The sequence below is a fragment of the Kitasatospora sp. MBT66 genome (assembly GCF_000710405.2).
Classification (GTDB): domain Bacteria; phylum Actinomycetota; class Actinomycetes; order Streptomycetales; family Streptomycetaceae; genus Kitasatospora; species Kitasatospora purpeofusca.
Map to the genome: position 1 here is coordinate 932 of NZ_JAIY01000023.1, position 22,740 is coordinate 23,671.

Annotated in this window: 31 protein-coding genes and 2 pseudogenes; 16 read left to right on the forward strand and 17 right to left on the reverse strand. The window is 71.5% G+C overall.

The features are described from left to right. From BI06_RS52110 to BI06_RS43935, 4 genes and pseudogenes are all read left to right on the forward strand, one after another. Window positions 1-376, forward strand: a pseudogene (locus BI06_RS52110) (hypothetical protein); the annotation flags it as partial. An 84-nt stretch (window positions 377-460) separates the two neighbouring features. After that, a complete protein-coding gene (locus BI06_RS43925) occupies window positions 461-1,009 on the forward strand; it encodes a Uma2 family endonuclease (protein WP_051743053.1) in 549 nt (182 codons plus the stop codon). Between the two features lie 48 nt (window positions 1,010-1,057). After that, window positions 1,058-1,969, forward strand: a complete 912-nt coding sequence (locus BI06_RS52800; protein WP_051743035.1) for a hypothetical protein — start codon at window positions 1,058-1,060, stop codon at window positions 1,967-1,969. A 103-nt stretch (window positions 1,970-2,072) separates the two neighbouring features. Next, complete coding sequence (locus BI06_RS43935; RefSeq protein ID WP_233290553.1) at window positions 2,073-2,612, forward strand: hypothetical protein; 540 nt, start codon at window positions 2,073-2,075, stop codon at window positions 2,610-2,612. Window positions 2,613-2,639: 27 nt separating this feature from the next. On the opposite strand, the gene BI06_RS43940 is transcribed toward BI06_RS43935, so the two are convergent. After that, entirely contained in the window at window positions 2,640-3,257 is a 618-nt protein-coding gene (locus BI06_RS43940; RefSeq protein WP_043478665.1) for a TOPRIM nucleotidyl transferase/hydrolase domain-containing protein, read from the reverse strand. Between the two features lie 70 nt (window positions 3,258-3,327). Continuing rightward, the gene (locus BI06_RS43945) at window positions 3,328-3,528 is read right to left on the reverse strand and encodes a hypothetical protein (RefSeq protein WP_030394887.1); all 201 of its coding nucleotides are present in this window, start codon (window positions 3,526-3,528) and stop codon (window positions 3,328-3,330) included. Between the two features lie 99 nt (window positions 3,529-3,627). Here BI06_RS43945 and BI06_RS43950 point away from each other — a divergent pair, with 99 nt between their 5' ends. Further along, window positions 3,628-3,984, forward strand: a complete 357-nt coding sequence (locus BI06_RS43950) for a hypothetical protein (RefSeq protein WP_043478668.1) — start codon at window positions 3,628-3,630, stop codon at window positions 3,982-3,984. 685 nt (window positions 3,985-4,669) lie between these two features. On the opposite strand, the gene BI06_RS50070 is transcribed toward BI06_RS43950, so the two are convergent. The 4 genes from BI06_RS50070 to BI06_RS43970 form a co-directional block, all read right to left on the reverse strand. After that, window positions 4,670-5,116 (reverse strand): hypothetical protein, encoded by a 447-nt coding sequence (locus BI06_RS50070; RefSeq protein WP_043478498.1) that lies wholly within the window; start codon window positions 5,114-5,116, stop codon window positions 4,670-4,672. A gap of 63 nt (window positions 5,117-5,179) precedes the next feature. After that, window positions 5,180-6,214: a hypothetical protein gene (locus tag BI06_RS50075; RefSeq protein WP_149030689.1), complete on the reverse strand. Its 1,035-nt coding sequence runs from the start codon at window positions 6,212-6,214 to the stop codon at window positions 5,180-5,182. A gap of 65 nt (window positions 6,215-6,279) precedes the next feature. Beyond that, window positions 6,280-6,675, reverse strand: a complete 396-nt coding sequence (locus BI06_RS43965; protein ID WP_043478501.1) for a hypothetical protein — start codon at window positions 6,673-6,675, stop codon at window positions 6,280-6,282. Window positions 6,676-6,759: 84 nt separating this feature from the next. Then, on the reverse strand, window positions 6,760-7,167 hold the full coding sequence (locus BI06_RS43970; protein WP_043478504.1) for a RidA family protein: 408 nt from the start codon (window positions 7,165-7,167) through the stop codon (window positions 6,760-6,762). Window positions 7,168-7,316: 149 nt separating this feature from the next. Here BI06_RS43970 and BI06_RS43975 point away from each other — a divergent pair, with 149 nt between their 5' ends. Continuing rightward, window positions 7,317-7,655, forward strand: coding sequence for a helix-turn-helix domain-containing protein (locus BI06_RS43975; RefSeq protein ID WP_051743054.1), 339 nt, complete (start codon window positions 7,317-7,319; stop codon window positions 7,653-7,655). 48 nt (window positions 7,656-7,703) lie between these two features. On the opposite strand, the gene BI06_RS43980 is transcribed toward BI06_RS43975, so the two are convergent. Continuing rightward, window positions 7,704-8,555, reverse strand: coding sequence for an SDR family oxidoreductase (locus tag BI06_RS43980; protein ID WP_043478510.1), 852 nt, complete (start codon window positions 8,553-8,555; stop codon window positions 7,704-7,706). 363 nt (window positions 8,556-8,918) lie between these two features. Between BI06_RS43980 and BI06_RS43985 the strand changes: the two genes are divergently transcribed. The 3 genes from BI06_RS43985 to BI06_RS43995 all read left to right on the forward strand — a co-directional run bounded on the left by BI06_RS43985 (window position 8,919) and on the right by BI06_RS43995 (window position 13,244). Next, the gene (locus BI06_RS43985; protein WP_051743037.1) at window positions 8,919-11,765 is read left to right on the forward strand and encodes a BTAD domain-containing putative transcriptional regulator; all 2,847 of its coding nucleotides are present in this window, start codon (window positions 8,919-8,921) and stop codon (window positions 11,763-11,765) included. 148 nt (window positions 11,766-11,913) lie between these two features. After that, a complete protein-coding gene (locus tag BI06_RS43990) occupies window positions 11,914-12,561 on the forward strand; it encodes a hypothetical protein (protein WP_043478513.1) in 648 nt (215 codons plus the stop codon). Between the two features lie 92 nt (window positions 12,562-12,653). Next, a complete protein-coding gene (locus tag BI06_RS43995) occupies window positions 12,654-13,244 on the forward strand; it encodes an RICIN domain-containing protein (protein ID WP_043478516.1) in 591 nt (196 codons plus the stop codon). Window positions 13,245-13,346: 102 nt separating this feature from the next. On the opposite strand, the gene BI06_RS44000 is transcribed toward BI06_RS43995, so the two are convergent. The 3 genes from BI06_RS44000 to BI06_RS52115 form a co-directional block, all read right to left on the reverse strand. Next, on the reverse strand, window positions 13,347-14,102 hold the full coding sequence (locus tag BI06_RS44000) for an NUDIX hydrolase (protein ID WP_051743038.1): 756 nt from the start codon (window positions 14,100-14,102) through the stop codon (window positions 13,347-13,349). Window positions 14,103-14,184: 82 nt separating this feature from the next. Next, complete coding sequence (locus BI06_RS44005) at window positions 14,185-14,535, reverse strand: hypothetical protein (RefSeq protein ID WP_149030690.1); 351 nt, start codon at window positions 14,533-14,535, stop codon at window positions 14,185-14,187. Window positions 14,536-14,639: 104 nt separating this feature from the next. Next, window positions 14,640-14,825: a DUF397 domain-containing protein gene (locus tag BI06_RS52115; protein WP_043478525.1), complete on the reverse strand. Its 186-nt coding sequence runs from the start codon at window positions 14,823-14,825 to the stop codon at window positions 14,640-14,642. A gap of 92 nt (window positions 14,826-14,917) precedes the next feature. Between BI06_RS52115 and BI06_RS52120 the strand changes: the two genes are divergently transcribed. Continuing rightward, window positions 14,918-15,577 carry a hypothetical protein gene (locus BI06_RS52120; protein ID WP_051743039.1) on the forward strand — a complete coding sequence of 220 codons (660 nt, stop codon included), beginning with the start codon at window positions 14,918-14,920 and terminating at the stop codon, window positions 15,575-15,577. Window positions 15,578-15,625: 48 nt separating this feature from the next. On the opposite strand, the gene BI06_RS44020 is transcribed toward BI06_RS52120, so the two are convergent. Together BI06_RS44020 and BI06_RS44025 are read right to left on the reverse strand one after the other, a co-directional pair. Further along, window positions 15,626-15,832: a DUF397 domain-containing protein gene (locus tag BI06_RS44020; protein WP_030394872.1), complete on the reverse strand. Its 207-nt coding sequence runs from the start codon at window positions 15,830-15,832 to the stop codon at window positions 15,626-15,628. Beyond that, window positions 15,822-16,661: a helix-turn-helix transcriptional regulator gene (locus BI06_RS44025; RefSeq protein ID WP_043478528.1), complete on the reverse strand. Its 840-nt coding sequence runs from the start codon at window positions 16,659-16,661 to the stop codon at window positions 15,822-15,824. Before BI06_RS44025 ends, BI06_RS44020 begins: the two co-directional genes overlap by 11 nt. Before the next feature lie 123 nt (window positions 16,662-16,784). Between BI06_RS44025 and BI06_RS44030 the strand changes: the two genes are divergently transcribed. The 5 genes and pseudogenes from BI06_RS44030 to BI06_RS44055 all read left to right on the forward strand — a co-directional run bounded on the left by BI06_RS44030 (window position 16,785) and on the right by BI06_RS44055 (window position 18,983). Then, on the forward strand, window positions 16,785-17,021 hold the full coding sequence (locus BI06_RS44030) for a hypothetical protein (protein ID WP_043478531.1): 237 nt from the start codon (window positions 16,785-16,787) through the stop codon (window positions 17,019-17,021). Next, window positions 17,018-17,221, forward strand: a complete 204-nt coding sequence (locus BI06_RS44035) for a hypothetical protein (RefSeq protein ID WP_043478534.1) — start codon at window positions 17,018-17,020, stop codon at window positions 17,219-17,221. Before BI06_RS44030 ends, BI06_RS44035 begins: the two co-directional genes overlap by 4 nt. Window positions 17,222-17,239: 18 nt before the next feature. Then, entirely contained in the window at window positions 17,240-17,728 is a 489-nt protein-coding gene (locus BI06_RS44040; protein WP_051743041.1) for an NUDIX domain-containing protein, read from the forward strand. Window positions 17,729-18,249: 521 nt separating this feature from the next. Further along, a pseudogene (locus BI06_RS44050) lies at window positions 18,250-18,567 on the forward strand (transposase); the annotation flags it as partial. Then, window positions 18,564-18,983 carry a VOC family protein gene (locus BI06_RS44055; RefSeq protein ID WP_043478541.1) on the forward strand — a complete coding sequence of 140 codons (420 nt, stop codon included), beginning with the start codon at window positions 18,564-18,566 and terminating at the stop codon, window positions 18,981-18,983. The pseudogene BI06_RS44050 and the gene BI06_RS44055, both read left to right, overlap by 4 nt. 115 nt (window positions 18,984-19,098) lie before the next feature. On the opposite strand, the gene BI06_RS44060 is transcribed toward BI06_RS44055, so the two are convergent. Both BI06_RS44060 and BI06_RS44065 read right to left on the reverse strand, forming a co-directional pair. Further along, window positions 19,099-19,416, reverse strand: a complete 318-nt coding sequence (locus BI06_RS44060) for a putative quinol monooxygenase (RefSeq protein ID WP_063795061.1) — start codon at window positions 19,414-19,416, stop codon at window positions 19,099-19,101. Window positions 19,417-19,684: 268 nt separating this feature from the next. Further along, window positions 19,685-19,924 (reverse strand): CsbD family protein, encoded by a 240-nt coding sequence (locus BI06_RS44065; protein WP_043478544.1) that lies wholly within the window; start codon window positions 19,922-19,924, stop codon window positions 19,685-19,687. A 57-nt stretch (window positions 19,925-19,981) separates the two neighbouring features. Between BI06_RS44065 and BI06_RS44070 the strand changes: the two genes are divergently transcribed. Beyond that, window positions 19,982-20,152: a hypothetical protein gene (locus tag BI06_RS44070; RefSeq protein ID WP_043478681.1), complete on the forward strand. Its 171-nt coding sequence runs from the start codon at window positions 19,982-19,984 to the stop codon at window positions 20,150-20,152. Between the two features lie 217 nt (window positions 20,153-20,369). Here BI06_RS44070 and BI06_RS54990 read toward each other — a convergent pair whose 3' ends face one another. The 3 genes from BI06_RS54990 to BI06_RS44080 all read right to left on the reverse strand — a co-directional run bounded on the left by BI06_RS54990 (window position 20,370) and on the right by BI06_RS44080 (window position 22,009). Then, window positions 20,370-20,501 (reverse strand): hypothetical protein, encoded by a 132-nt coding sequence (locus BI06_RS54990; protein ID WP_255360331.1) that lies wholly within the window; start codon window positions 20,499-20,501, stop codon window positions 20,370-20,372. A gap of 155 nt (window positions 20,502-20,656) precedes the next feature. After that, window positions 20,657-21,172: a hypothetical protein gene (locus BI06_RS44075; RefSeq protein ID WP_051743042.1), complete on the reverse strand. Its 516-nt coding sequence runs from the start codon at window positions 21,170-21,172 to the stop codon at window positions 20,657-20,659. A 555-nt stretch (window positions 21,173-21,727) separates the two neighbouring features. Next, window positions 21,728-22,009 (reverse strand): MerR family transcriptional regulator, encoded by a 282-nt coding sequence (locus BI06_RS44080; protein WP_082558828.1) that lies wholly within the window; start codon window positions 22,007-22,009, stop codon window positions 21,728-21,730. Between the last annotated feature and the right edge of the window lie 731 nt (window positions 22,010-22,740).

A 22,740-nucleotide genomic window follows, 5' to 3' on the forward strand; every position in this document is an offset into this window, starting at 1 on the left:
CTCGCCGTCCGCGCTGCCCACCGCCCTGCCCGTCGGCTCGCTCTCCGCCTCGCCCGCCGCCTCGCCCGCCGCCTCGCCCTCCGCGACGGCCGACGAGGCGCCCACCGACGGTCCGGCCCCCGAGGGCGACCCGGCGGACACCGCCGAGCCCGCCACCGAGGCCGCCGACCCGGAGCCCACCGAGCACATCGCCCCGGCCGTCGACCCCACCGCCGAGACCGGCCCCACCCCCACCTCCACCCCGGTTCCCGAGGACACCGACGACCCCCTCCTCGGCACCGACGCCATCCACAACCGGGCCCGCCGCATCTACGTCGCCCCCGACCCCGCCGGCCTCCCCGGCGCCGCCGACATCTATGTCCGCGCCACCGGCTGACCGGCCCGGGCGGTACCGTTGCTGCTGTATCCCGAGGAGCGTCCAGGGAGGGAGACCGACGTGATCACCCACGACCGTCCACAGATGAGCCTCGAAGCATTCGAGGTGATCGCCGAGACCGCTGCGCTCCAGGACATCGCGCTCGAATTCATCGATGGTGAAATCGGAGTCAAGCCCGTGCCCGACGGCGACCACGGCCAGATCATCGCGTGGCTGCAGCGGATCTGCATGCAGCATCGTCCGGACCTCTGGCTCTTCGCTGAACAGGGTCTGCGTATTCCGTCCTACGGGAACGGCGACGCGCGCCCGGACGGCACTCTGGCGCCCGCCAAGTACTTCGCCGGCCAAGGCGAGTGGGCCGACTCCCGGGGTGTCCTGCTGGTCGCGGAGGTCACCTCCTTCGACCGTCGGGCCGACGAGCGGGACCGGGTCAAGAAGCCCCGGGCGTACGCGGAGAGCGGCATCCCGCTCTATCTGCTGGTCGACCGGGACAACGACACCGTCACCGTCCACAGCGAGCCGGTCAAGGGCAGCTACCGCGGGACCCGGACCTACGACTACGGCGAGCGGGTCGAGCTCCCCGGTCTCGACATGGTCCTGGATACCGAGGAGCTCAAGGACTACAGCCGCTGACCCAACCCTGTTGCCGGTGTTGTCGGTTGGCCGTGCTGTACTCCCGCCATGACGCTTGAGAACAGCACACCGCCGCCCGGCCGTTCCGCGGAGTGGGCGGCCGCTCTGGCCCAGGCCTTCGGGGAGATGCTCGGCCGGCCGCCGGCCGAGCACGGGGATGCGGACGCCCGCTACGGGGCCTACTACGGCGGCAACTTCCTCGACGAGGCCGAGCTCGACCACGACCCGGTGTGGGTCGGCCGGGCCGCGCTCGCGGGGGAGGAGACGGTCGAGCCCGGCCACCTGCTGCTCACCCCGCCGGGTGACACCGCCGAGACCGAGTTGGTGTTCGACGCGAGCCGGTCGCTGTTCTGGGTCGACCCGCGCGAACTGCCCGACACGCTGGCCGCGTTCGGCGTCGATCTCGCCGCCGCCGTCGCGGAGTCCGAGAGCGGCCAGTGGCGCGGTGCCCTGCTGGGCGCCGACCTGGGCCGGATAGCCGGCCACCACGGCGTCGACCTCGCCTCGGCCGACCTGCCCCGGGAGTTGTGGACGCTCTGGCAGGGCCGGATCGCCTCCGGCGACACCCTGCTCGACGCCCTCTGCGCCGCCACCGGCCTGACCGCCGCCACCTCGCCCGAACTGGTCCCGGCCGGTCTCGGCGACAGCGCCGACGAGGTGGAGGAGGAGGCCCACGAACTGGTGGCCGGCGTGGCCGACCCGGCCCTGCGGGACTACCTGGCCGCCTTCTGCGACGAGGAGTCCCACGACCTCGCGCTCGTCCGGTTCGCCCCGGCCGACGACGAGGACGACCAGGACGGCGACGGGGACGACGACGGGGACGGCGACTTCGACGATGCTGACTTCGATCACGATGACGACTACGACGACTACGACGAGTCGCAGGGCGGCACCGTCGTCGTCCGCTGGGACGGCGCGGTCGACCAGTACGAGGTCACAGTCCGCCGCGTGATCGCCTGACCGCCCTGCGGCCCGCCCCGGGCCCTCCCGCGCGGAGGGCCCGGCTCCCGGGGGACAAACCCAGGGGATAAAGTCGCGGGGCGAACCGATCTGCGGTGCGCGCGTGGAACCGAAGGAGCAGACCGTGGGCGAGGCCGTCTCCCCCGAGACCGGTGCCGACACCGTGGACCCCCGCCGGGGCGCGGAGCTCGCGGCGCGCTGGTGGAAGTGGGCCTTGTCGGCCCCGGCCGAGCGCAGCCCCGTCGGTGACACCACCGGCGAGTTCGCCAACTGGCGGCAGCCCTCGGACGTCTGGTTCCTGGCCGGCACCTACGGCGGCCGCGTGGTGCGCCGCTGCCCGATCCGCGCCGGGCAGCCGGTCTTCTTCCCGGTCTTCAACACCCAGCGCCTCGCCCTCGGCCTGTCCTCCGCTCCGTGGCGGGTCGAGACCTCCAGGGCCGAGGCGACGCTGAACGGCGTCCCGCTGCGGGTGCAGGAGTTCGCGTCCAGGCGCTTCCTGGCGATGGGCATCCCGCGCGTCGCCTGGGGCCAGTGGTGCGCCCTGGACCCGCTGGCGCCCGGTCAGTACGTGCTCTCCATCAAGGCGCGGGCCGGCGAGTTCTCGGTCGACACCACGTACCACCTGGACGCCGTCGAGTACTGACGGTCGCGTTCCGGCGGTCCCGTCGGCTCAGACGGCGGCGAGCAGATCGCGCAGCGGGGCCGGCTCCTGCCCGGGTGCCAGGGCCTGCACCAGCAGATGCCCGTAGCGGATCTTGCGCCCCTTCTTGGTGCCGAGGAAGCGCCGCAACTGCCCCTCGGCCGGGCGGCCCTGGTGGGCGGGCTGGCGGACGAAGGTCTGCCAGGCCGGGAGGTCGCCCTCGTCCCGGACGATCTCCACCACCCGGGCCACGCCCAGCGCGCGGATCAACTCCTCCTCCAGGTCCGCCACACACACGAAGAACCCCTCGCGCGGCGCTCCCGCCCGGTCGAGCCCGCGCTCGTAGAAGCCCTGCTCGTTCGCGTCGCACAGCCCGCTGAGGCGCAGCCCCAGCCCGGGCGGCCCGAGCAACTCGGCATACCGGGCGATGTTCATGGCACCACCCATGGAGACCACGCACACCCCGTCCCCGGCCAGGTCCCGTCCGTGCCGCGCGGCCAGCGTCCCGACGGCGGCGAGGTCGCTCGGCCCCTCCACCAGGACCGCCGTCCGCACCCCCACCCGCCCGGCCAGTTCCCCCGCAGGCCCACCGGGCCCACCCGCCGCCCAAGCCGTGATCGCGTCCCGGAACGCTGCCATGTCCGCCATGCTGCGCATTCTGCTCCGCCGGGCGGTCCTGAGCCTGCCATTTTCGCCGCGTCGGCCCCTCCGGACGGAGCTACAGCACGGCAACGCACGAACTCAGGTCCTCCGCCAAGCATTCGGCCCGCCGTGCCCAGATGGCGAAGAGCCGGCTGGCCGGCGCCGTCGATCCGGCCCATACCTGGAACGAAGCCCCGGCACGCAGCGCCAGCGCGGCACGGCCGGCCGCCTCGGTCCCGTGTCGTTCGAGGGCGACAAGCAGCTCTTCGCGATCCACGACAGGCAGTATGGCGTTCGGTGGTCACGGAGGGGCCGGTCGGGAAGCCTCGGGATCAATCATCCGACTGTGACGCCGCAGGTCACGTACGGTGCGGCCATGACCGAGGACCTTCCCCCCGATGTGGCCGACGTGCTCGACGCCCTCCTCGACACCGACGATCCGGTTCATGCTGCGCTCCGCGCCCAGGTGCCCCACCTGAGCGTCTCGGGGCGGTGCACCTGCGGTTGCGGCACGGCCTACTTCGGCCTCGACCGCTCCGCAGTCCGGCCGGCCGCCTCGGGGCCGGGCTCGGTGGTGGCCGCCGAAGCCCAGATCCTGACCGATGACGGCGACTGCCCCGGCGAAGTCCTGGCCTTCGCCGAGTCCGGCTACCTCTCCTGGCTGGAGGTCTGCTCCTGGAGCGACACGGTCGAGGTCACCCTTGCCCTGGCCCGGCGAACGCTGCGCCGCTGACGCCGGTGTGCCCTTGAGTGGGAAGTCGGCCGGTCCGACTTCCCACTCCCACCCCCTCTCCAGGGAGCGGTCATCGTCCGCCGAATTCCCATGGCTGCTCGGGCGGGCGCCGGGCAGACTCCCCTTCCATGAGGATGGGGATCACCGGCTTCGAGCCGTCGTTCGTGTTCGGCATCGAGGCGGTTCGGGAGGCGTACGGGGCGCGACTGGCGGCACTCGTCGGCCGGCGGCTGACCGGCTTTGCGGTGGTGCGCTTCGTGGAGGACGGGAGCTGGTTCGCCGACTGTCCGGTGGTGCTGGACTTCGAGGGTGTCCGGGTGGAGGTTGCCCACCGCCAGCTGGACCATTTCTGGATCGGCTGGAACGACCTCGACACAAGGGTCCCGATCGCGAACTGGGAGTGGTTCGAGTTCACGCCCGAGTGGTCCGACCAGGACGAGCGCTTGGCCCCCTTTGTAGGCCGGGAGCTGCGGGAGGTGGCCCTGCTGGAGTGGTCCCCGCCTGAGGAGGTCCGCGACACGGCCAGGGGCATGGTGGCAGTGGAGTTCGTGTTCGACGACGGCCATCTGCGGATCGCCAACGGCCTGGACGAGAACACCGTCGAACTCGACCCGGCCGCCCCGGAGTACGTCCGGCACCGCCTGCCCGCCCCGGAGCAGGAAGTCGGCCGGGCCGACTTCCTGCTTCAGACGAAGGGGCCGTCCAGGACCTCGAACGAGCAGCGCTCCGATACGACGTACTGCTTGGACCAGCTGTTGGCAGTGTCGTGGACCGCCCGGGGCGACCACGCGTCCGGTCCCGGATCCAGGTCCAGCACGAAGAGCCCTTCCGCGCAGCCGAGCTTCAGCCCGTCCGTGAGGACCTGCAAGGGGTACGGGCGGGTCTCGGTGAGCCGGTACTCGTCGATGCTCCGCATCGCGATCCGCACCAGCTTCCACCCGTGCAGCCTGCTGTTCGGCGAATTTCCGCCCGGGGTGGTTCGGTCCACCGCCTGGACTTCCACCTCGATCGTTCGGCGGGCGCGATCGCCTCGCGGAAGGACGATGGAAATGCCGGTGACGACACCGTCCTCGAATCCCAAGAATCTTTCGAGGAAGTCGGGAACGGACTCCTCGGAAAGATCTGCATGCATTCCCTGGCTCGTTTCTGGCTCCGGCAGTCCCGTGATGAGTAGGAAGTCGGCCTCGCCGACTTCCTACTCCGCCCGCTCCGCCGCCGCCGCGATCATGCCGTGCATGACGGCCGCCGGTACCGCCGGGTTGGCGGCGGCAGTTCCGGCGGTGGTCGGGTCCCGGAGCAGGGCGACCAGCAGCGCCGGGGGCAGGGCCGGGTGGCGATGGGCGTGGGTGCGGACCTGCGGATCCGGGTCGTGGGCGAGGCGTTCGGCGAGGGCGGCGGTGCACGCCGGGTCGTCGAGGGCGAGCAGCCGCAGGCGCGGGTGGGGGTCGTCGGCGAAGCGCAGCAGGTTGTGGCGGGGGAAGTTGGGATGGTTGCGCGGGCGGCCGGGGAAGGAGAGGGTGCCGTTCCAGCCGTCCGTCCACAGGTCGAGCAGCAGCCAGGACGGGGCGTCGTCGCAGGACTCGGTGAGGAACAGCCGGACGGCGAAGTCCTCGTCACGGGCGAGGAGTTCGACCACATCGGCAGGAAGCCGGGGCGCGCGGGCGACGCTGCGGCGGATCCGGAGTCTGGGTGAGCCGGCCAACTGCCGCATGGAATCCGGGTCGTCGAACAGGGCAGCGATCCACCACAGGGCGACCGTCCGCTCCTGGGGGGCGATGTCCGGGACGGCGTCGGCGAGTTCGGCGATCTCCCCAGGGGTCGCGGGGGGCCGGGCGTCGCCCCCGGGGGCGGGTTCGATGCCTCGCGGCCGGGGCGCCCACGTGCGGCGGGCGGCCTCGTCCGCCGCCTGTTCCGTCAGCGGGGCGTGCTCCGGTTGCCCGGTCCGGGCGGCGAGCAGCCGCTCCCACTGGGCGGCCGAGAGCCGCCCGCTGTCGGCGGCCCGCCCCCACACCCGCCGGTGCGGGCCGGCGATGGCGGCGTCCAGGACGGCGGGCGGCAGGTCGTGGCGGCGGAGCAGGAAGTCGGCCCGGCCGACGTCTAGGAGGGCGATCAGCACATCGTCCGGCGCGGCCGGGTTGAGCTCGATCCCGCCCAGCCACTCCCGCCGGAGCTGCGCCGACGGCACGGGAGGGTGGAGGAGTGCCGCCCACGGGTCCTGCTGATGATCCATTCCCGCAGGGTAGTGCGCACAGGAAGTCGGCGGGTCCGACTTCCCGTGCCAGGGGAGAACGGGAGTCAGGAGCTGCCCGATCCGGCGGCGCGGAGGGCCGCCGCGAGGTCGCTGTACTCGGGCAGGCTCGCCCCGACGGCCTTCTCGTAGCGCACGGCGTCGGCGATCCCGAGCCTCTCGCCGGTGGGGAGGGTCCGGTTCGACGTCCACAGGAGCAGCCGCAGTTCCTCGTCCTCGACGGCGAGGATCGGGGCGGAGGACTCCATCGGCACACCGTTCTGCAGTCTCCACTCGGCGACGTCGTTCCAGAAGCCGTTCAGGGTGTCCCAGCAGATCGCGCTCCGGGGGCCGAGCAACGGGCGGATGTCCTCGGGGGAGCGGAACGTGTCGAGGTGGTGGGAGGCGAGGTTCTGGAGGTTCTCCAGGACGCGCACGGCGAGCGCGTACCCGTGCTCGTCCACCAGTGCCTCCTCGCCGAACGCCGGGACCCGCCTGCGCAGGAAGTCGGCGGGTCCGACTTCCTGCGCAGGGGGTCGGCCCCGGGCTCAGTCGAGGACGGCGACGGCCTCGACCTCCACCAGGTGCTCGGGCACGTCCAGGGCCGCCACGCCGAGCAGGGTGGCCGGCGGGGTGGCGGTCGTCCCGATCTTCGCGGTGGCGCGCCGGACGCCCTCCAGGAGCAGCGGCATTTGGTCGGGCGTCCAATTGGCGACGTGGACGGTCAGCTTCGCGACGTCGTCGAAGGTCGCGCCCGCCCCGGCCAGGGCGGTGGCGACATTGAGGTAGCACTGCTCGACCTGGGCGGCGAGGTCGCCCGCGCCGACGGTGGCGCCGTCGGCGTCCCAGGCGACCTGTCCGGCGATGTGGACCGTCCGCGAGCCGGTGGCGACGGCCACCTGGTGGTAGACGTCGATCGTGGGCAGCCCGTCGGGGTTCAGCAGGGTGATGGCCATGGCGGCTTCCGTCTCCTCGTGCTCTCTTGTGGTGACTCGGTCACCGTAGGAGAGTGTTCGCCGACGTGGAAGAACGCACTTCTCGGTGACTGGGGAACCTCAAGGTGAGCAAGCAGGTCAACGGCTCGGCGACGGATCGGGCGGACGCGATGCGCGCGGACTCCCTGGCGCGGGAGATCTTCTCCGACATCGCCAACAAGTGGGCGCTGCTGATCGTCGAGGCGATCGGCGACGGTACCCTGCGCTTCACCGAGCTGCGCAGGGAGGTCGACGGCATCAGCCACAAGATGCTCACCCAGAACCTGCGCCTGCTGGAGCGCAACGGTCTGGTGGGGCGCACGGTGTACCCGACGGTGCCGCCGCGCGTCGAGTACACCCTGACCGGGCCGGGCCAGGCCCTGCGGGCCACGGTGGACGCCATGTGCGACTGGACCCACCGCCACCTGGACGCCATCGAGGAGGCCCGCCGGCGCTTCGGTGCCGTCTGAACGGCGTCCTGAACGGTCTCCTCAACGGTGTCCTGACCGGCGTCCCGCTCAGCGGAAGTCCGCCGCGTGGTCCACCGCCCACTCCCGGAACGACCGGGCCGGGGTTCCCGTGATCCGCTCCACCGCGTCGTTGACGGGCTCCGGACGGTCGAGCATGGCAGCCTGGGCCGGGAGCACGGCCGCCACCAGCTCCGCCGGCCAGCCCGCGGCCCTCATCCGCTCGGCGGCCTCGGCCGGTGCGATCTCCTCGAACCGCAGCGGCCGTCCGACCGCCTCGCCGATCAGCGCCACCTGCTGTTCCTGGGTGACCGGTCCGGGGCCGGTGAGCAGGGGGCGGGCGCCGAGCAGGGTGTCCGTGGTCAGTGCCCGAACGGCGACGGCGGCTATGTCGGCCTCGTGGATCAACGGGCGGGCCAGCTGCGGCAACGGCGCCCGGACCGCGCCGGTCGCGCGGAGTTCCTCCGCCCAGCCCAGCGTGTTGCTCGCGAAGCCGGTGGGCCGCAGCGCCGTCCGTTCGAGGCCCGACGCCTCGATCAGCCGCTCCAGTTCGGTGTGGAACGCGGTGATCGGGTCGCCCGGTGCGTCCTTTCCGTCCCCGACCCCGGCGGACGACAGGTAGACCACCCGTCGGGCGTGCTTCCCGATCACGTCGATCACCTCCGCCGCGCCGTCGGCGCCCAGGAAGGGCCACACCAGGAACACCGCGTCGACGCCCTCCAGGGCCGCGCCCAGTGACGCGGGGTCGCCGAGGTCGCCCCGCACCGCCCGCACGCCCTCCGGGAACTCCGCCTCCCCCCGCACCAGGGCCCGCACGGGTACGCCCGCCGCGTGCAGTTGGGCCACCACCGAACCGCCGACCCGACCGGTCGCGCCCGTCACCAGGATCGTGGGCTGTGTCATCGGTATCTCCTCGTCTCGCCGTTCGATGGCCACGACCCTCGTACATCAACCGAGGTTCAGGTCAAGCGCCGGTTGGGTCGGCCACCGGAGGTCGCGAACCGCGTCACCGGACAGGACAGGACAGGACAGGACAGGACAGGACAGGACAGGACAGGACAGGACAGGGGAATCGCATGGCCGCCCTTTCTGTCGGCATCGGCGGCGATCATGATCTCCCCCGCCCGTGCACCCCGTGCACCGGGATCCGGGCCGCGTTCGGCTCTCTCCAGCGGTGGCACCCGTCTGGCATGATCAGGTAATCGGGTCGTCATCGAATGCAATGGCGCCCGACGGTGGCGTGCGGGGCCCTGGGGAGGGGATCGCGTGGAGTTCGGGGTTCTGGGGCCGTTGGAGGTGCGGACCGGCGCCGGTGTCCGGGTCCGGTTGGGGGGCGATCGTCAGGAGCGTCTGCTCGCGGCGCTGTTGCTGAACGCGGACAGCAGTGTCCCGGTCAGCCGGTTGGTCGACGCGGTCTGGGACGACCACCCGCCGGCGACCGCCGGGCGCCAGGTCGGCAATCTGGCCGGGATGCTGCGCCGACGGTTCGCCGAGGCCGAACCCGCCGGCCCACCCGTGCTGCTGACCGGCGACCACGGGTACCGGCTCGTGCTCGACGGCCACCGGCTGGACGCCCGGACCTTCGCCGACCGGGTGGCGCGGTCCCGCGCCGCGGCGGCCGCAGGCGAAGCCGTCGCCGCGTTGGCGGACCTGCGCGAGGCGCTGGCACTGTGGCGCGGCCCGGTCCTGGACGGGCTCCCCGGGCAGCTTCCGGCGGCGGCCTGCGTCGCGCTGGAGGAGTTGCGGCTGACCGCCTGGGAGGACTGCCTCGACCTGGAGGCGACCCTGGGCCGGTACCGCGAGACGGTGCCGGAACTGACCGCCCTGGTCGCCGAGCATCCGCTCCGGGAGCGGTTCGCCGGGCAGTTGATGCGTGCGCTGCACCGCTCGGGCCGGACGGCCGACGCGCTGGCGGTCCACCGGCTGTTCGTCGGTCGCCTCGCGGAGGAGCTGGGGCTCGACCCCAGTCCCGAACTGCGGAATCTGCACCTGGAGTTGCTCAAGTCCGAGCCAGAACGGAACGGGCGCGAGGTGGTCGATCGAGGGCCGGGCGGGCCGGCGGGGAGTGCGGCACCGGGCGACAGCGCGTCGGCCGGGAACCCCGCGACCGACGTCGCCCCCGACCGTGCCCCTGCCCCCGGCGCGGTGGTGCCGCGGCCCGCCCAACTGCCCTCCCCGTCCGCCTCGTTCGCCGGGCGCAGTGCGGAACTCGCGGCACTCGACGGGTTCGCCGCCGAGGCTGCCGGTCCCGGACCGGCCGCCCCAGCGGCGGCGACGGTCTTCACCGTCTCCGGCACCGCCGGGGTCGGCAAGAGCACCCTGATCGTTCAGTGGGCGCACCGGGTGCGCGGCCGCTTCCCGGACGGCCAGCTCTACGCGGACCTGCACGGCTTCTCGGCCGGTCCGCCGCTGTCCGCGCACGCGGTGCTGGCCCGGTTCCTGCGCGCCCTCGGTGTGCCCGGTCCGCAGGTACCCAGCGCGCCCGACGAGGCCGCCGCGCTGTACCGGTCCATGCTGGCCGACCGGCGCGTCCTGGTCGTCCTCGACAACGCGCACAGCGCCGAACAGGTCCGCCCGCTGCTCCCGGGCGGGCCGCGGTGCCTGACCGCGGTCACCAGCCGGACCAGCCTCGCCGGGCTCGCCGCCCGCGACGGCGCCCGCTCACTGGCCCTCGACCTCATGCCGGCCGCCGACGCCGTCGCCCTGCTGGACCGCGTCATCGGCGACGACCGGGCGCGCACCGAACCCGCCGCCGCCACCGAACTCGCCACCGTTTGCGGGCGGTTGCCCCTCGCTCTCGCCATCGCCGCCAGTCGCCTCGCCGTACGCCCCGGACTCACGGTCGCCGACCAGGTCGCCGAACTGCGCGACGCCGAGGACCGGCTCGGCGCGCTGGAGATCGAGGGGGACGCCGCCTCGACCGTCCGCGCCGCGTTCGATCTCTCCTACCGCGCCCTGCCCGCCCGCGCCCAGGACCTCTTCCGGCTGTTCGCCCTCGGCACCGCCCCCGACCTCTGCACGGCCGCCGCCGCCGCGCTCTGCGGCGAACGCACCGCGGCTGTCCGCCCGGTCCTGGGGAAGCTGGCCACCGCCCACCTGCTCACCTACGAGGGCCGCGACCGGTACCGCATGCACGACCTGCTGCGCCTGTACGCCGCCGAACGCGCCGCCTCCGAGACCGGGACGGCCGAACGCATCGCCGCCCGCGAACGCCTCTGCAGCTGGTACCTGAACCACGCCGACGCGGCTGTCCGCCTGCTGACCCCGCACCGGCAGCGGACGGGATTCCCCCGTCCCGGCCCCTGGTACGAGCCGCCGGGGTTCGCCACGTCGGCTGAGGCCCGCAGCTGGTGCGAGAGCGAGCACACGCACCTGATGGGCCTCGTGCGGGAGGCCGCCGAGCACGGCCTCGACGACTTCGCCTGGCGGCTGCCCCTGGCGCTGTGGGGCTACTTCTTCGTGAGCCCGCACCTGGACGACCGGGAGGAGGCGGCCCGGCTGGCGGTGGCCGCCGCCCGGCGGTCCGGCGACCGCTACGGCGAGGGCCACGCGCGCAACGACCTGGCCACGGTGCTCGGTGCGGTCGGCCGGCACGACGACGGCCTGGCCGAACTCCTCCGGGCCCGGGCTCTGCTGGCCTCGGCCGGCGACCCGGTCGGGGAGGCCGTGGTGATCGGCAACCTGGGCGAGCACAGCCTCAACACCGACGAGCCCGGGCGGGCCCGGGAGTACTTCCGGCAGTCCCTCGCGCTGCTGCTGGCGCAGCCCGAGGACGGTTGGGACCACTGGGTGATCGGCGTCTGCGAGACCAACCTCGGCGTGGCCGCTGCTCTCGCCGGTGACACCGGGGAGGCCGACGAGTTCCTGTACCGGGCGCTCGACCGCCACCGTTTCGCGGGGGACCCGGTCCTGGAGAGCTTCACCCTCTTCTACCTGGGTGACCACCACCGCCGGCTGGGTCAACCGGAACGGGCCGCCGCCTGCCTCCGCCGGGCGCTGGCAGTGATCGACAGCACCACCGAGAACCCGCTGCTGCGTGCCGACGTGTCGGCGGCCCTGGAGGCCCTGACGGATCCCGACGAACGCACGGCGGAAGTTCTCCCAGGAGCCTGACCATCACCTCCGATGGTGATCCGATGGCCGGGCCGTGCCGAACCGGAGCAGCCGATTGGGAAGGTTGATCCGCACCGGCCCCACGAGGGACCGGTCGCCTTCGCATCGCGCCTCGCAGCACGTGCCCGCAGCCCCTGGAGGAACGCCCATGAGCCTCAGCAAGCACCTCGCCAAGCGCCTCGCCGCCACCGCGGCGGCCGTTACCGTGGCCGCCCTGGTTCCACTGACCGCGACCCCGGCGAGTGCCACGACCCTGCCCACGCCTCCGAGTCCGACCTGCAACCCCAACGTCGAGAAGTTCTGGGACGACGTCGTCTCCGCCCAGGTTGACCCGGTTGTCACGGAGTTCATCGGCTTCACCGTCGCGCCCGGCACCACCGGTACCTACGAGAAGACCCTCGCGCGGGTCGATTCGGTCAGCACCACGATCAACTCCAGCCGCGAGTTCACCGCCGATCTCAGCGGACTTTTCGTCAAGGTCGGCTTCAAGACCAGCCTCTCGGTGCTCACCACCAAGGCGACCACCGAGACCGAAGAGGTCAAAGTCACCCAGAACTTCAACGAGTCCGGGCGCTACGGGCTCTACAGGGGCACCCGGAAGGTGGCGGGCCAGTTCGTCCGCTACACCTGCGCACGCAGCGGCCCGACCACGGGCCTCTGGATCAACACCAATCCCAATGGCACGGGCACCTACACGACCTTCGCGGACATCGAGATCGGCACGGTCGTCTGCACCCACCCCGAGCCGGCCGGATCGCTGAGCGCCCTCGCCCGGCAGCGGATCGGCAACTGCTGACCGCTTGCGGCCCGTTCACCGTCGGCCCGTCCGTCCGGTCCGAAATCCTCCGCTCCTTCACCTCTCCACTTCTCCGCGAAAGCGAGCCTGTCATGGGTACTCAGCACCGCCCCGGTTCCGGAGCACGCCGCCTCGCCGCCGTCCTCGGCACCGCGGCCGCCCTGGTCATGTCAGTGATCGTCGCGGCCCCGGCCGCCCAGGCCGCCGACCCGGTCGGCTTCACCTGCGACCCGGGTGCTTACCAGATCGAGGCCCTCAACAGCGGCCTGACCGTGGAGGTCTCCCTTGCCTCCGGCAACCACGGGTCGGTCGCCCAGTTCTGGTGGAACGGGGGCGGCAACCAGGTGTGGCGGTCCTGCCACATGTCCGTCCCCGGTGGCCTGGAGGTCTACAGGTTCATTAACCACGGCAGCGGCCTGTGCATGTCCGTCGACCGTCGGGGCCTCGAGGCCGGCACCTGGGTGATCACCGAACGCTGCGACGCGACCCTCAATACCGGCAACAACGCCCAGGAATTCTGGATGTTGCAGGTCGACGGCACCCGGGCATTCGCCCTCTCTCCGCAGCACACCCAGAACGGCACCCGCATGTGGCTCTCCGCCCAGGACCACTCCACTGCGGCGACGGCCCAGATCATCCAGCACAGGGAGCCCGAGCTCTTCCGCCTGAACCCGATCCCCTGAGCCTCGAACCACGGGTCACGCCCGTACGGACGCCCGGCCGGGTTCCCCCCCGGCCGGGCGTTCCGCGTCGGCGGCCGCCGGGCCGCTCGGGCGCCACGCCTCCTACTGCCGTCGTCCCACCCGCCGGCGGGCGAGGTGGCGGAGGACCGGGGTGAGGTAGTCGGCGTGCGGGCCGGGGAGGCCCGGGAGGTCGGCGGGGGAGCGGACGAAGGCCAGCTCGACCAGTTCCCGTTCCGGCGGCGCGAGGGCAGTGAAGTGCTCGCGCAAGGCGGCTTCGGGGAGGGGCGGGGCGAGGAACAGCACGCCCACGCTGCCGTACTGGCCCCGGGTGACGGCCCGGAGTTCCAACTCGGTGGGGGTGGTGGTGACTCCGGTCTCCTCGGTCAGCTCCCGGACGGCGTTGCGGCGGAGCGCGGCGAGGTCGAGGCGCTCACCGTCGGGCGGGGGCTCGACGGAGCCGCCGGGGAACTGCCAGCGCCCGGGCGCGGCCGTGGTGGGGGACATCCGGCCGACGAGCAGGCGGCCGTCGTCGGTTCTCTGGAGGACGCTGACGGAGAGGGAGGCGGTGGGGGCGGTGGCGGAAGGGACGCGGCGCAGGGCGTAGTGGCGGTAGGTCACCCGGGACCAGGAGACGTGGAGCTCGCCGGGTCTCGGCCACGAGGTGTCGGCGCAGGCCACCGCGGGCCCGTCGAAGAGGGTGGGATTGGCCAGGACCATGGTCGCCCAGAGCTGGTCCCGGGCGCGCCGCTCCTCGGCGGTGAGGCGAGGAGCGGCGACCTCGGCGAGCCGGATCCGGCGCACGCCGAGGACCTCGGCGAGCGGCGGTGGTGGGGGAGTTGGGGCGGCTGCTTCGCGCATCCGCCCATCGAAGCAGTCGGAGGCGGTGCGGGTCAGCCCGACGCGGCGAGGGAGGCGGAGCCGTGGGCGTGCTCGGCGGTGTTCACCGCCCGGAGCGGCCCTCGTTCAGGGAGGGTCGGAGCCCGGCCCGCGAGGCGGCGTGCAGGATCAGCGCGACGACCAGGAAGGGGAGGGAGAGGACGAAGGCGCCGTAGTGGTGGCCCGCGCGGTAGGCGGCGTCGTAACCGCCGAGGTCGGCTTCGGTGTTCTTGACGAGGGAGACCAGGCCGAACAGGGCGAAGAAGGCAGCGAGGGCGTAGAGCGTGATCGTGCCGCCGTTGAGCCCGGGACGGGTCGGCTCGTCGAGGGGGGACCGGGTGGTCGTCGGCACGACGGCGTGCGGGACGGCCATGGAGCGGTCGGGGGAGGAGGGGCGAGGAAGGGTGGTGCTCATCGAGCGGTCGGCTCCGGGTGCGTGGCGAACTGTGTGCGCGGGGTGTGCGAACGTTTGGACGCCGTAGTAGAGCACAGGGGGCCGACCGCGCGGCGCACTGGGTGTCAGAGGATGTCGAACTCGTCGTGCTTGACGGCGGTGACGAAGGCGCGCCAGGCGTCGGCGGGGAAGAGCAGGGCGGGGCCGGCGGGGTCCTGGGAGTGCCGGACGGGGACGAGGCCGGGGTGGTCGTCGGCGATCTCGACGCAGTCGCCGCCTTGGCCGCAATGGGTGCTCTTACGCCACGACATGGTCCAGGAGTTCCCTTCGGTAGCCTGCGATCCACGGTAGGGGAACGAAAACCCGGGGGACAGAGGGCGTACCGGCGGGGTAGGACTGCCTGGTGGAGTTGAGGACGACGGTCCACCGGGTGCGGCACGGTGGCGAGGAGTACCGGGTGGTGAAGGCCGTCCCTCGGTCGGGGCGGACGGTGCTGTTCCGGAAGGAATGGTCGCTGGACATGTTCGTGGACCTGGAGGGGGCGCGGAGCGTGGCGGCGGCATGGGGGTTGGCGGCGCGGTCGCGGCGGTCGCTGGTGTACCTGCCGTTGCGGGCCGAGCGGGAGGGGCCGGGGCGGCTGCCGGGGTGGTTCCATTCGCCGGTGGTGGCTCTGGTTCTGGTGCAGGGCGGGTTGGGGTTTCCGGTGTCGCGGTGGAAGGCCGTGCGGGCAGGGTTGGGGGCTGGCCGGCCGCAGGTGATGGAGATCCCGGAGACGGACTTCTCGGGGGAGAAGGAGCCGGAGGAGTGGCGGCGGGACGAGTTGAGGTTCGGGTTCGCTGCCGAGACGTTGTTCCTGACCGGGAGCGCGGAGGCGTTCCGGTGGACGGGGGCGCGGGTGCATTCGCTGGTGAGGGAGGGTCCGGCTCGTGCGCTGGCGGGGACTCCGTGGTCGCCGTACGACAGCGTGATGTTGCACCACGCGGGGGATCTCACGGCGAAGGGTCCGGTGAAGGGGCCGGGAGTACTGAACATCGAGTACGCGCACGGGTGGAGAGCGGGATGAGCCCCGACCGGTGGTTCAGCGGTCGGAGCTCAGAGGTGGTGCTGGGGTTCAGACGGTGCCGAACTCGCCGCCCTGGACGGCGGTGACGAAGGCGCGCCAGGCGTCGGCGGGAAAGAGCAGGGAGGGACCTTGCGGGTCCTTGGAGTCTCGAACCGGCATGACGCCTGCGTGGCCGTCGGAGACTTCGACGCACCCGCCCTGACCGTTGCTGTAGGTGCTCTTGCGCCAGTGGGCACCGCTGAGGTCAACGGACATGATCCTCGAAGTCCTTCCGTACTTTGCGGATGTAGGTCAGCGACGCTCCTCGCGAGAGCGATTCGACCTGCAGCCGATCGTAGTTGCTCACCCATCCCGCCACTGTCTCGGCATCGCGTTCAAGATACCCACGCTGAAGGGTCTCGGTGTAGCCCATCATGCGACGGTCGGGAAGTGTGAGCAGAACGAGCGGATAGTTCAGCGGCCTGTCCTCGCCGAGTTCCAACGGGGCGATCTGGAGTACGTTCGTGGGTCTTTCGGCCAACGTTTCCAGATGTGAGAGCTGCTCGATCATCACAGCAGGGCCACCGATCGGCCTGAGCAGGCAGGTGGCATCGAGCACGGCCTGAAGGCTCGGCGGACGGCTTGCAGACAGTCTGCTCTGCCTGGTTCGGAGGAAGGCCAAACGTTCGGCCGCCCGTTCCGTGGTCGATACGCCTTGGCGCACTGCGGCCATCTCGTAGGCCGTGGCATAGGACTGAACCTGGAGCAGTCCAGGAACGACAGCGATCTCGAACAGCCGTATGGCGGTAGCTCGGGCCTCCTGTTCGGCGAACTCCGGGAAACCCTCGATGAGCAGGCTGTGCTTGAGCTGATCAAGCATCAGCTCAAGCGTTCCGCCGGTGTCGAGTGCCCGATCGGCCTCCTGGGCGAGCCTGAGACTTGGAGGTTCCACTCCCCGTTCAATTCGCGAGATGTAGGACGCGGAGAAGTTGATGATTCGACCAAGTTCGGTCTGGGTGAGCCCTCGCGCGTTGCGTGACCTGCGAAGTTGAACGCCGAGTGCCGCACTTGGAGATGACGAGGGGTCAAGTTCGCGCTGGTTCATGGTGGCCTCGATTGAACGTAAATCAATTCGCCAGTTCTGCGGCTTTCGATCGTAGCCCCGACCCCCCCAGTATGGATACGGGTCGTAGTGATCCCAATGCACAGCGCAACCAGTGGAGCCCCCATGCCCGTCTACACCCCTGCCGTCGGCGAGGTCGTCCGTGACCTCGCGCACCTCGACACCTCCGGCAAGCCCCTCGAAGCCGTCTACATGGACACCCTCGCCGGGCTCGTCTACCTCCGCCACGAGGCCGGCGGCTGCGAGTGGACCACCAAGCCCAACCGCATCCAGGCCCTTCCCGACCCCCGCTTCCTCAGCGTCCAGCACCCCAGCCGGCCCCGCATCTCCGACGTGGCGTGAACCGCCCCCTGCGACTCGTCACCGCCGCCCTCGTCGTCCCCACCCTCAGCGCCGTCGCCGCCGCCCTCGTCTGCTGGCCCATCCACGACGGACCCCTCGGACCCCAACTCCTCATCTTCGGCCTCGTCCTCGCCACCGGCATCAGCGCCGGACTCCCCGCCTGCCTCACCTGGCTCACCCCCAAGAACCCCGAGAACTGACTGACCCAGGAGCCCCACGTGCTGCACCACCTCCCCACCCTCCACACCACCCCGCCCCGCCGACGCCACCACCACCACGCCCTGATCCTCAACCGCGACGGCGCCCTCCTCGCCATCGGCCTCGCCCACACCACCGGCCTCGTCCTGCCCGGCGGCCCCGCCGAGGAGAACGAACTCCCCCACCACGCCGCCCGCCGCCACACCGACACCCAGACCGGACTGGTCCTGCCCCTGCGCAAGATCCTCGCCACCGACCACACTCCCAGCAGACTCCTGCCCGAGGCCCTCCACCTCGTCCACTGGGGCGGACGCCTCAGCCCGGCCCAGGAAACCACCGTCGCCCGCCACCGACCCGCGCAGACCGTCACCGCCGTCCACTGGCTCCACCGCGCCCAACTCGCCGACACCATGCAACCCGACCACCACCGCCGCACCACCCACGCCCTCGACGCCCTCACCCGAGGCGCCCACCTCCCCCTCCTCCTCCACGGCACCCCCGCCGAATAGCAATCGGCGAGCTGCGTGTCCAGCCGTAGCCCCTTGCGGGGTCGTCGCGAGCGGATCCGACCATCGCGGACAAAGCCTTGTAACCTACTTGACGGAGCGTCAGGTTGCCAGGGAAGTGAGTGCAAGCACGTAGAAGAAGCAGCCCCCAACCAAGCGAGGGCGTCATGCCGTTGCGATTCAAGGGCATCGACCCCAGCACGGGTGGCGGAGGCTCGCCTACCGTGTGGGTTGACGAGGAGGCCCGGGAGATCGTGATCCAGGGTTGGAACGTGGAGGGCGAGAGGCTGTCGGAGATCCGTGATACTGAGTGGGTGCCGGGGCATGCGATCGGCGTCCCCGCCGGTGAGTCCGTGGTCCGCCTGCCGGCGCGCATGGCGGCGATTCTGAGGGAGGCGTGCGATGACGCAGAGCGAGCCGGGTCCTGACTTCGCAGCTCTGTTGGGGGAGGTCCAGCGGAGCGCCGTCCACCTTGAGATGCGCGACTTGTACTCGGTCGGCGACGAGTCCGGCATCATCACGGATTCCCCAAGGCCGTCGTGAAGATCGCCGGCGACGAGGACGTGCTGCTGGCCTTCTACGACTACCCGGCCGAGCACTGGATCCACCTGCGGACCACCAACCCCATCGAGTCGACCTTCGCCACCGTCCGCCTGCGGACCATGGTCACCAAGGACGCCGGCTCCCGCGCGGCCGGACTGGCCATGGTCTTCAAGCTGATCGAGTCCGCCCAGGACCGCTGGCGGGCCGTCAACGGCGCCCACCCGGTCCCGCTCGTCCGCGCCGGGGCTCGCTTCGAAGGCGGCCAGTCGGTCGAGCGCCCCGAGGCGGTGGCGGCGTGAAGCGGCCGATCAGCGGGACGCTGCATCACGTCGAGATCTGGGTGCCCGACCTCGATGTCGCAGTCGCGTCGCTCGGCTGGCTACTGGAGGCGCTGGGATACATGTTGTTCCAGAGCTGGAGCAACGGACGCAGCTGGAAGCTCGGGCCGACCTATCTGGTTTTCGAGCAGTCCCCGGCCCTGACCTCGGACCGGCACGAGCGATGCCGTCCGGGCCTGAACCATCTGGCCTTCCACGTCGAGGACAAGGCCACCGTCGACGCGCTGACCATCGAAGCGGCACGCCACGGCTGGCACCTGCTGTTCGGCGACCGGCACCCGCACGCCGGCGGTGAACAGCACTACGCCGCCTACCTCGAGAACGACGACGGCTTCGAGATCGAACTCGTCGCCATCGACGAGACACCACAGCCCTGACGGAAGCTCATCGATCCACAACTATTGAATGTTTTCCCCGGTGCGGGGCTGCGGCGCGCGGTGCCGGGGCCCAACCGAAAGCGGCAAGACGGGCATCGGCCCACGTACCGTTCTTCTAACGTCCTGCGGGCGGGACCTCGCGAGGCTCGTCATACATCCGCACGTCGCGTGCAGTCGCCAGCGGCATCAGCCGGGCAAGGCCGATCTCGCGGAAGTGGTCGGAGTCGCGGTGAGCCGCGAATGCCGCGGAGTCGACGTACTTCTCGATGCTCACGTACCGCTCGGGTGTGTCCTCGGAGCGGAACACGTCATAGGAGAGGCAACCCGGTTCCTCGCGACACGCGGCAGCGAACTCGTGCAGGAGCCGGCTGAACTCAACGGCGTTCTCCGGACTGCATGTCACATCGGCAACGACAAGCACGTTTGACTCCATGAAGCACACCCTATGTCCAACGGCTGTGCCTCCGGCAGCGGGACGCTGAGGTCCGGTCACATCAAGAAGGAGCCGGCCGTTCCCCGCTCCACGTGCGCCGGCGGCGGCTGGGGTGCTTCGGTCCCACGTCGACGAGCCTTCCACGAAAGCTTCCCGACGTGGGAGGCAGGGCACCACCGCGTGCTGCCCGGCGGCCGCCCCTACGGCACGCCGGTGGCGGTGGTGCCGCGGAGAAACAACGGCACCACCGCCACCGCATCCAGGTCGATCAGTGCTTGAAGGCGTCCTTGACCTTCTCGCCCGCCTGCTTCACGTCGGCCCCGGCCTGGTCGGCCCTGCCTTCGGCCTCCAGACGCTCGTTGCCAGTCACCTTGCCGACGCCTTCCTTGAGCACGCCCTTGGCCTTCTCGGCGGTGTTCTCGATCTTGTCGCCGACACTCATGCGGACCTCCGGTTCGTCGAAGCTGTCGGCGATCCGCCTGCCCCCGCCCGCCCGGAAGATTCCCACGAATATTCGCCGCGGGCCGGGGCAGCCGGATCGCCGACACTGACTGTGGAGGTCGAGATGGTTCCCCTTCTTCTTGTTCTGCTGCTGGCCCTGCTCCTCTTCGGCGCGGGCTTCGCACTGAAGGCCCTGTGGTGGGTGGCGGTCGTGGTGCTGGTGGTGTGGCTGCTCGGCTTCGTGGCCCGCAGTACCGGCGCGTCCGGCAGCCGCGGCCGCTGGTACCGGTGGTAAGCGCGGGCGACACCACCCGGACGAACGAAGTCAGCGGGGGTGGGGAACGCACACGGCGCGTTCCCCACCCCCGCCACGACCGCCGGCTCCTGTCCACGCGCCCTCCTCCCCCCTCCCCCGCCGGCGAGACCGCCCGGGACCGCCCGGCGTCCACGCCGGCGCCCGGCGGGATCCAGCCGAGGCGGGCCCGAAAGCCGCCGCAGGATGATCTTTGAGCTCAGTCGTGCCGGGCGAGCTTCACGGCGGAGACCAGCAGAATCACGGCCAGCGCGGGGATCAGGACCAGGTCCGGGAAAACCCCGAGGAGCAGACCGCCCAGCACCGCGCCGCCGATAGAGCCTGCGGCCATCACCCCCCATGGTGATGGCGGGCATCCTCGCGGGCCGCCGCCCCGGGCGCTACGGCGGATCCCACAGAGAGGCAGACAGCCCGACAGCGGACGTCGGGCGGCGCGGGCCGGCGGCTTCAGCCGCCCGCGCCGGGTGTCGGCAGGTCCGGGTCGGGTCAGCAGGTACCGACGCGGCCGTTCAGTCGGGACCAGACCGCGGTCCACGGACCGTCGTTGTGGGGACGGTAGATGACCAGGTTCCCGTCGTTCTGCAGGCGCAGCCAGTTGACGGGCGGGTTGCAGCCGAGGGCGGTCCCGGAGGCCCACCGGGCGCGCATGGCCCGGTCGTAGACGACGAGGTTGCCGTCGGACTGCATGATGACCCTGCCCGGCTCGGTGTTGGCGGTCGCGGTGTTCCAGACCGCGTGGCCGCCCTCGTCGTATTGCACGAGGTTGCCGTCGTTCTGGTAGACGAGCCGCTCGTCGCCGTTGCCGGAGACCAGCGAGTCCCCGGGGAGCAGGCAGCTGCGCCAGTCCATGTGGTCCCAGCCGCGCGGGTTGCGCGCGCAGTTCCACTCCTGGTTGACGTCGGCCGACGCGCTGGTGGCGGTGCCGAGGCCGATGGCGCCGGCCAGGGCGGTCGCGGCAGTTGCGAGTGCGACGAGCCGCTCGGACGTCCTGCGGACGGTCATGGTTCCTCCTCGCCCGGGAGCGTTCCCGACCGCTCCAGGGCCTGCGGTTCGTGGCGGCGCGGTACCGCTCCCCGCCCCGCCGATGGTCCGGAGCCCCGTTCAGTGGCCCCGTACCTGACAACGCTCCGCACACGTCCAGCGGTTCAGACCCCCGCACGACGAAGCGGCCGCCCGGACGGGAACAAGCGGGACAATCCCGCTCCGGACACGGCCGCGCCCCGTCGCCGTCCGGGCGCGGCGGGTGAAGCCGGCGTGCGGGGACGGCGGGCGGGGTGACGGGGCACGCCACTGACGGGAGCGGTTCGAGACGGTCGACCGGGCACCGGACTACCACGGCGTCCCCCGCCACTTCGCGCTCGTCCCGAAGGGCCGGCCCGCACCCTCGAACTGCTGCCGCAGCCGCCCGGGGTGCGTTCTCGCCGATCGGCGGGTACGGCCCGACGAACTCCCGCTCGGCATCCGACAGTCGCGCTCGCGTCACGCAACACGGCCCACCGGACCACGATCTGCCCACGCGAGCGAACCACGCAAATCGGTCACAACCGAACACGGACCCTAGTCGTCGGCGGCGGTCTGCGGGTGGTTGCCGGTGCGGCGGAGTTGTTCGTTGATGCGCAGGGCTTCTTCGAGTTGGTCCTCGAGGATGATGATGCGGCAGGCGGCGTCGATGGGCGTGCCCTGGTCGACGAGGTCGCGGGCGCGCATGGCGATCCGCAGTTGGTAGCGGGAGAAGCGGCGGTGGCCGCCGTCGGAGCGCAGTGGGGTGATGAGTCCCTGGTCGCCGAGGGCGCGCAGGAAGCCGGCGGTGGTGCCGGTCATCGCGGCCGCCCGGCCCATGGTGTAGGCGGGGTAGTCGTCGTCGTCGAAGGAGCTGACGGTATCGGGGGTGTCCGGCCGGTCGGTGGTCGTGGTCACTGCACCTCTTCCTGTTTCCTGTTCGGGAACGCGTGGAGGGGCCCCGGCGCCGTTGCGGCTCCGGGGCCCCGAAGGGAAACTTCACCATCTACCGGCCCAGGGCCGGTCCTTGTGTCCGCAACTCCTCGGGGGAGGAGGGTTGCGGGGATCGCGTATGCGTGACCGGAAACCACCGTCCTTCGTACCTTGAGGGGTCTGCGGTGTCCGCCCGGACGAGGCTCATCTCACGGGCCGGGCGATCCTGATGGCGCCAGCGCCCTCCGTTCTTCCTCTGCGTCATCTGACAACCTGCGAACTGCTCGTACTGCTGTACTGCCACTTGCCGGTGCTGCCTACTGCTTGTCCTGCCGTGGTGGCCGTCCAGGCCCACTGTCCGGTCCGGCAGCCAGCCCCGTCGCCCGTCCTGCTCGACCTTCTCGGCTCGGAACCCCACTGCCCGGACTTCCCCAGCACGCGCGCCCGCAGTCCGGCGCCTTTGCTGAGGCCCTGCGTACTTCATCCACTGGTGACTGCGACTCGACTGCACCTGCGTTCACTGCGGTACCGCTGGTGGCGGCCCCTGATCACTGCGGGCCGCCCGGCCCGGTAGCCGGTCCTGTCGCCGTACTGCACCAACCCTGGCTTCGGAACCCCACAACCGCGCCGACCTGCGA

Coding starts and splice junctions, on each gene's coding strand:
- BI06_RS43970 (WP_043478504.1), bottom strand. CDS start 7,167: ATGGCCATCACCCTGCTGAACCCCGACGGGCTGCCCACGATCGACGTC.
- BI06_RS44070 (WP_043478681.1), top strand. CDS start 19,982: ATGGTTCCCCTTCTTCTTGTTCTGCTGCTGGCCCTGCTCCTCTTCGGC.
- BI06_RS44030 (WP_043478531.1), top strand. CDS start 16,785: ATGCCCGTCTACACCCCTGCCGTCGGCGAGGTCGTCCGTGACCTCGCG.
- BI06_RS43975 (WP_051743054.1), top strand. CDS start 7,317: ATGCGCGCGGACTCCCTGGCGCGGGAGATCTTCTCCGACATCGCCAAC.
- BI06_RS50075 (WP_149030689.1), bottom strand. CDS start 6,214: ATGGATCATCAGCAGGACCCGTGGGCGGCACTCCTCCACCCTCCCGTG.
- BI06_RS43995 (WP_043478516.1), top strand. CDS start 12,654: ATGGGTACTCAGCACCGCCCCGGTTCCGGAGCACGCCGCCTCGCCGCC.
- BI06_RS44060 (WP_063795061.1), bottom strand. CDS start 19,416: ATGGAGTCAAACGTGCTTGTCGTTGCCGATGTGACATGCAGTCCGGAG.
- BI06_RS54990 (WP_255360331.1), bottom strand. CDS start 20,501: ATGGCCGCAGGCTCTATCGGCGGCGCGGTGCTGGGCGGTCTGCTCCTC.
- BI06_RS44080 (WP_082558828.1), bottom strand. CDS start 22,009: ATGGGCCGGGCGGCCGCGATGACCGGCACCACCGCCGGCTTCCTGCGC.
- BI06_RS52800 (WP_051743035.1), top strand. CDS start 1,058: ATGACGCTTGAGAACAGCACACCGCCGCCCGGCCGTTCCGCGGAGTGG.
- BI06_RS43990 (WP_043478513.1), top strand. CDS start 11,914: ATGAGCCTCAGCAAGCACCTCGCCAAGCGCCTCGCCGCCACCGCGGCG.
- BI06_RS44005 (WP_149030690.1), bottom strand. CDS start 14,535: ATGAGCACCACCCTTCCTCGCCCCTCCTCCCCCGACCGCTCCATGGCC.
- BI06_RS52115 (WP_043478525.1), bottom strand. CDS start 14,825: ATGTCGTGGCGTAAGAGCACCCATTGCGGCCAAGGCGGCGACTGCGTC.
- BI06_RS44000 (WP_051743038.1), bottom strand. CDS start 14,102: ATGCGCGAAGCAGCCGCCCCAACTCCCCCACCACCGCCGCTCGCCGAG.
- BI06_RS50070 (WP_043478498.1), bottom strand. CDS start 5,116: ATGCATGCAGATCTTTCCGAGGAGTCCGTTCCCGACTTCCTCGAAAGA.
- BI06_RS44025 (WP_043478528.1), bottom strand. CDS start 16,661: ATGAACCAGCGCGAACTTGACCCCTCGTCATCTCCAAGTGCGGCACTC.
- BI06_RS43925 (WP_051743053.1), top strand. CDS start 461: ATGAGCCTCGAAGCATTCGAGGTGATCGCCGAGACCGCTGCGCTCCAG.
- BI06_RS44075 (WP_051743042.1), bottom strand. CDS start 21,172: ATGACCGTCCGCAGGACGTCCGAGCGGCTCGTCGCACTCGCAACTGCC.
- BI06_RS44020 (WP_030394872.1), bottom strand. CDS start 15,832: ATGTCCGTTGACCTCAGCGGTGCCCACTGGCGCAAGAGCACCTACAGC.
- BI06_RS43940 (WP_043478665.1), bottom strand. CDS start 3,257: ATGGCGGACATGGCAGCGTTCCGGGACGCGATCACGGCTTGGGCGGCG.
- BI06_RS43980 (WP_043478510.1), bottom strand. CDS start 8,555: ATGACACAGCCCACGATCCTGGTGACGGGCGCGACCGGTCGGGTCGGC.
- BI06_RS43950 (WP_043478668.1), top strand. CDS start 3,628: ATGACCGAGGACCTTCCCCCCGATGTGGCCGACGTGCTCGACGCCCTC.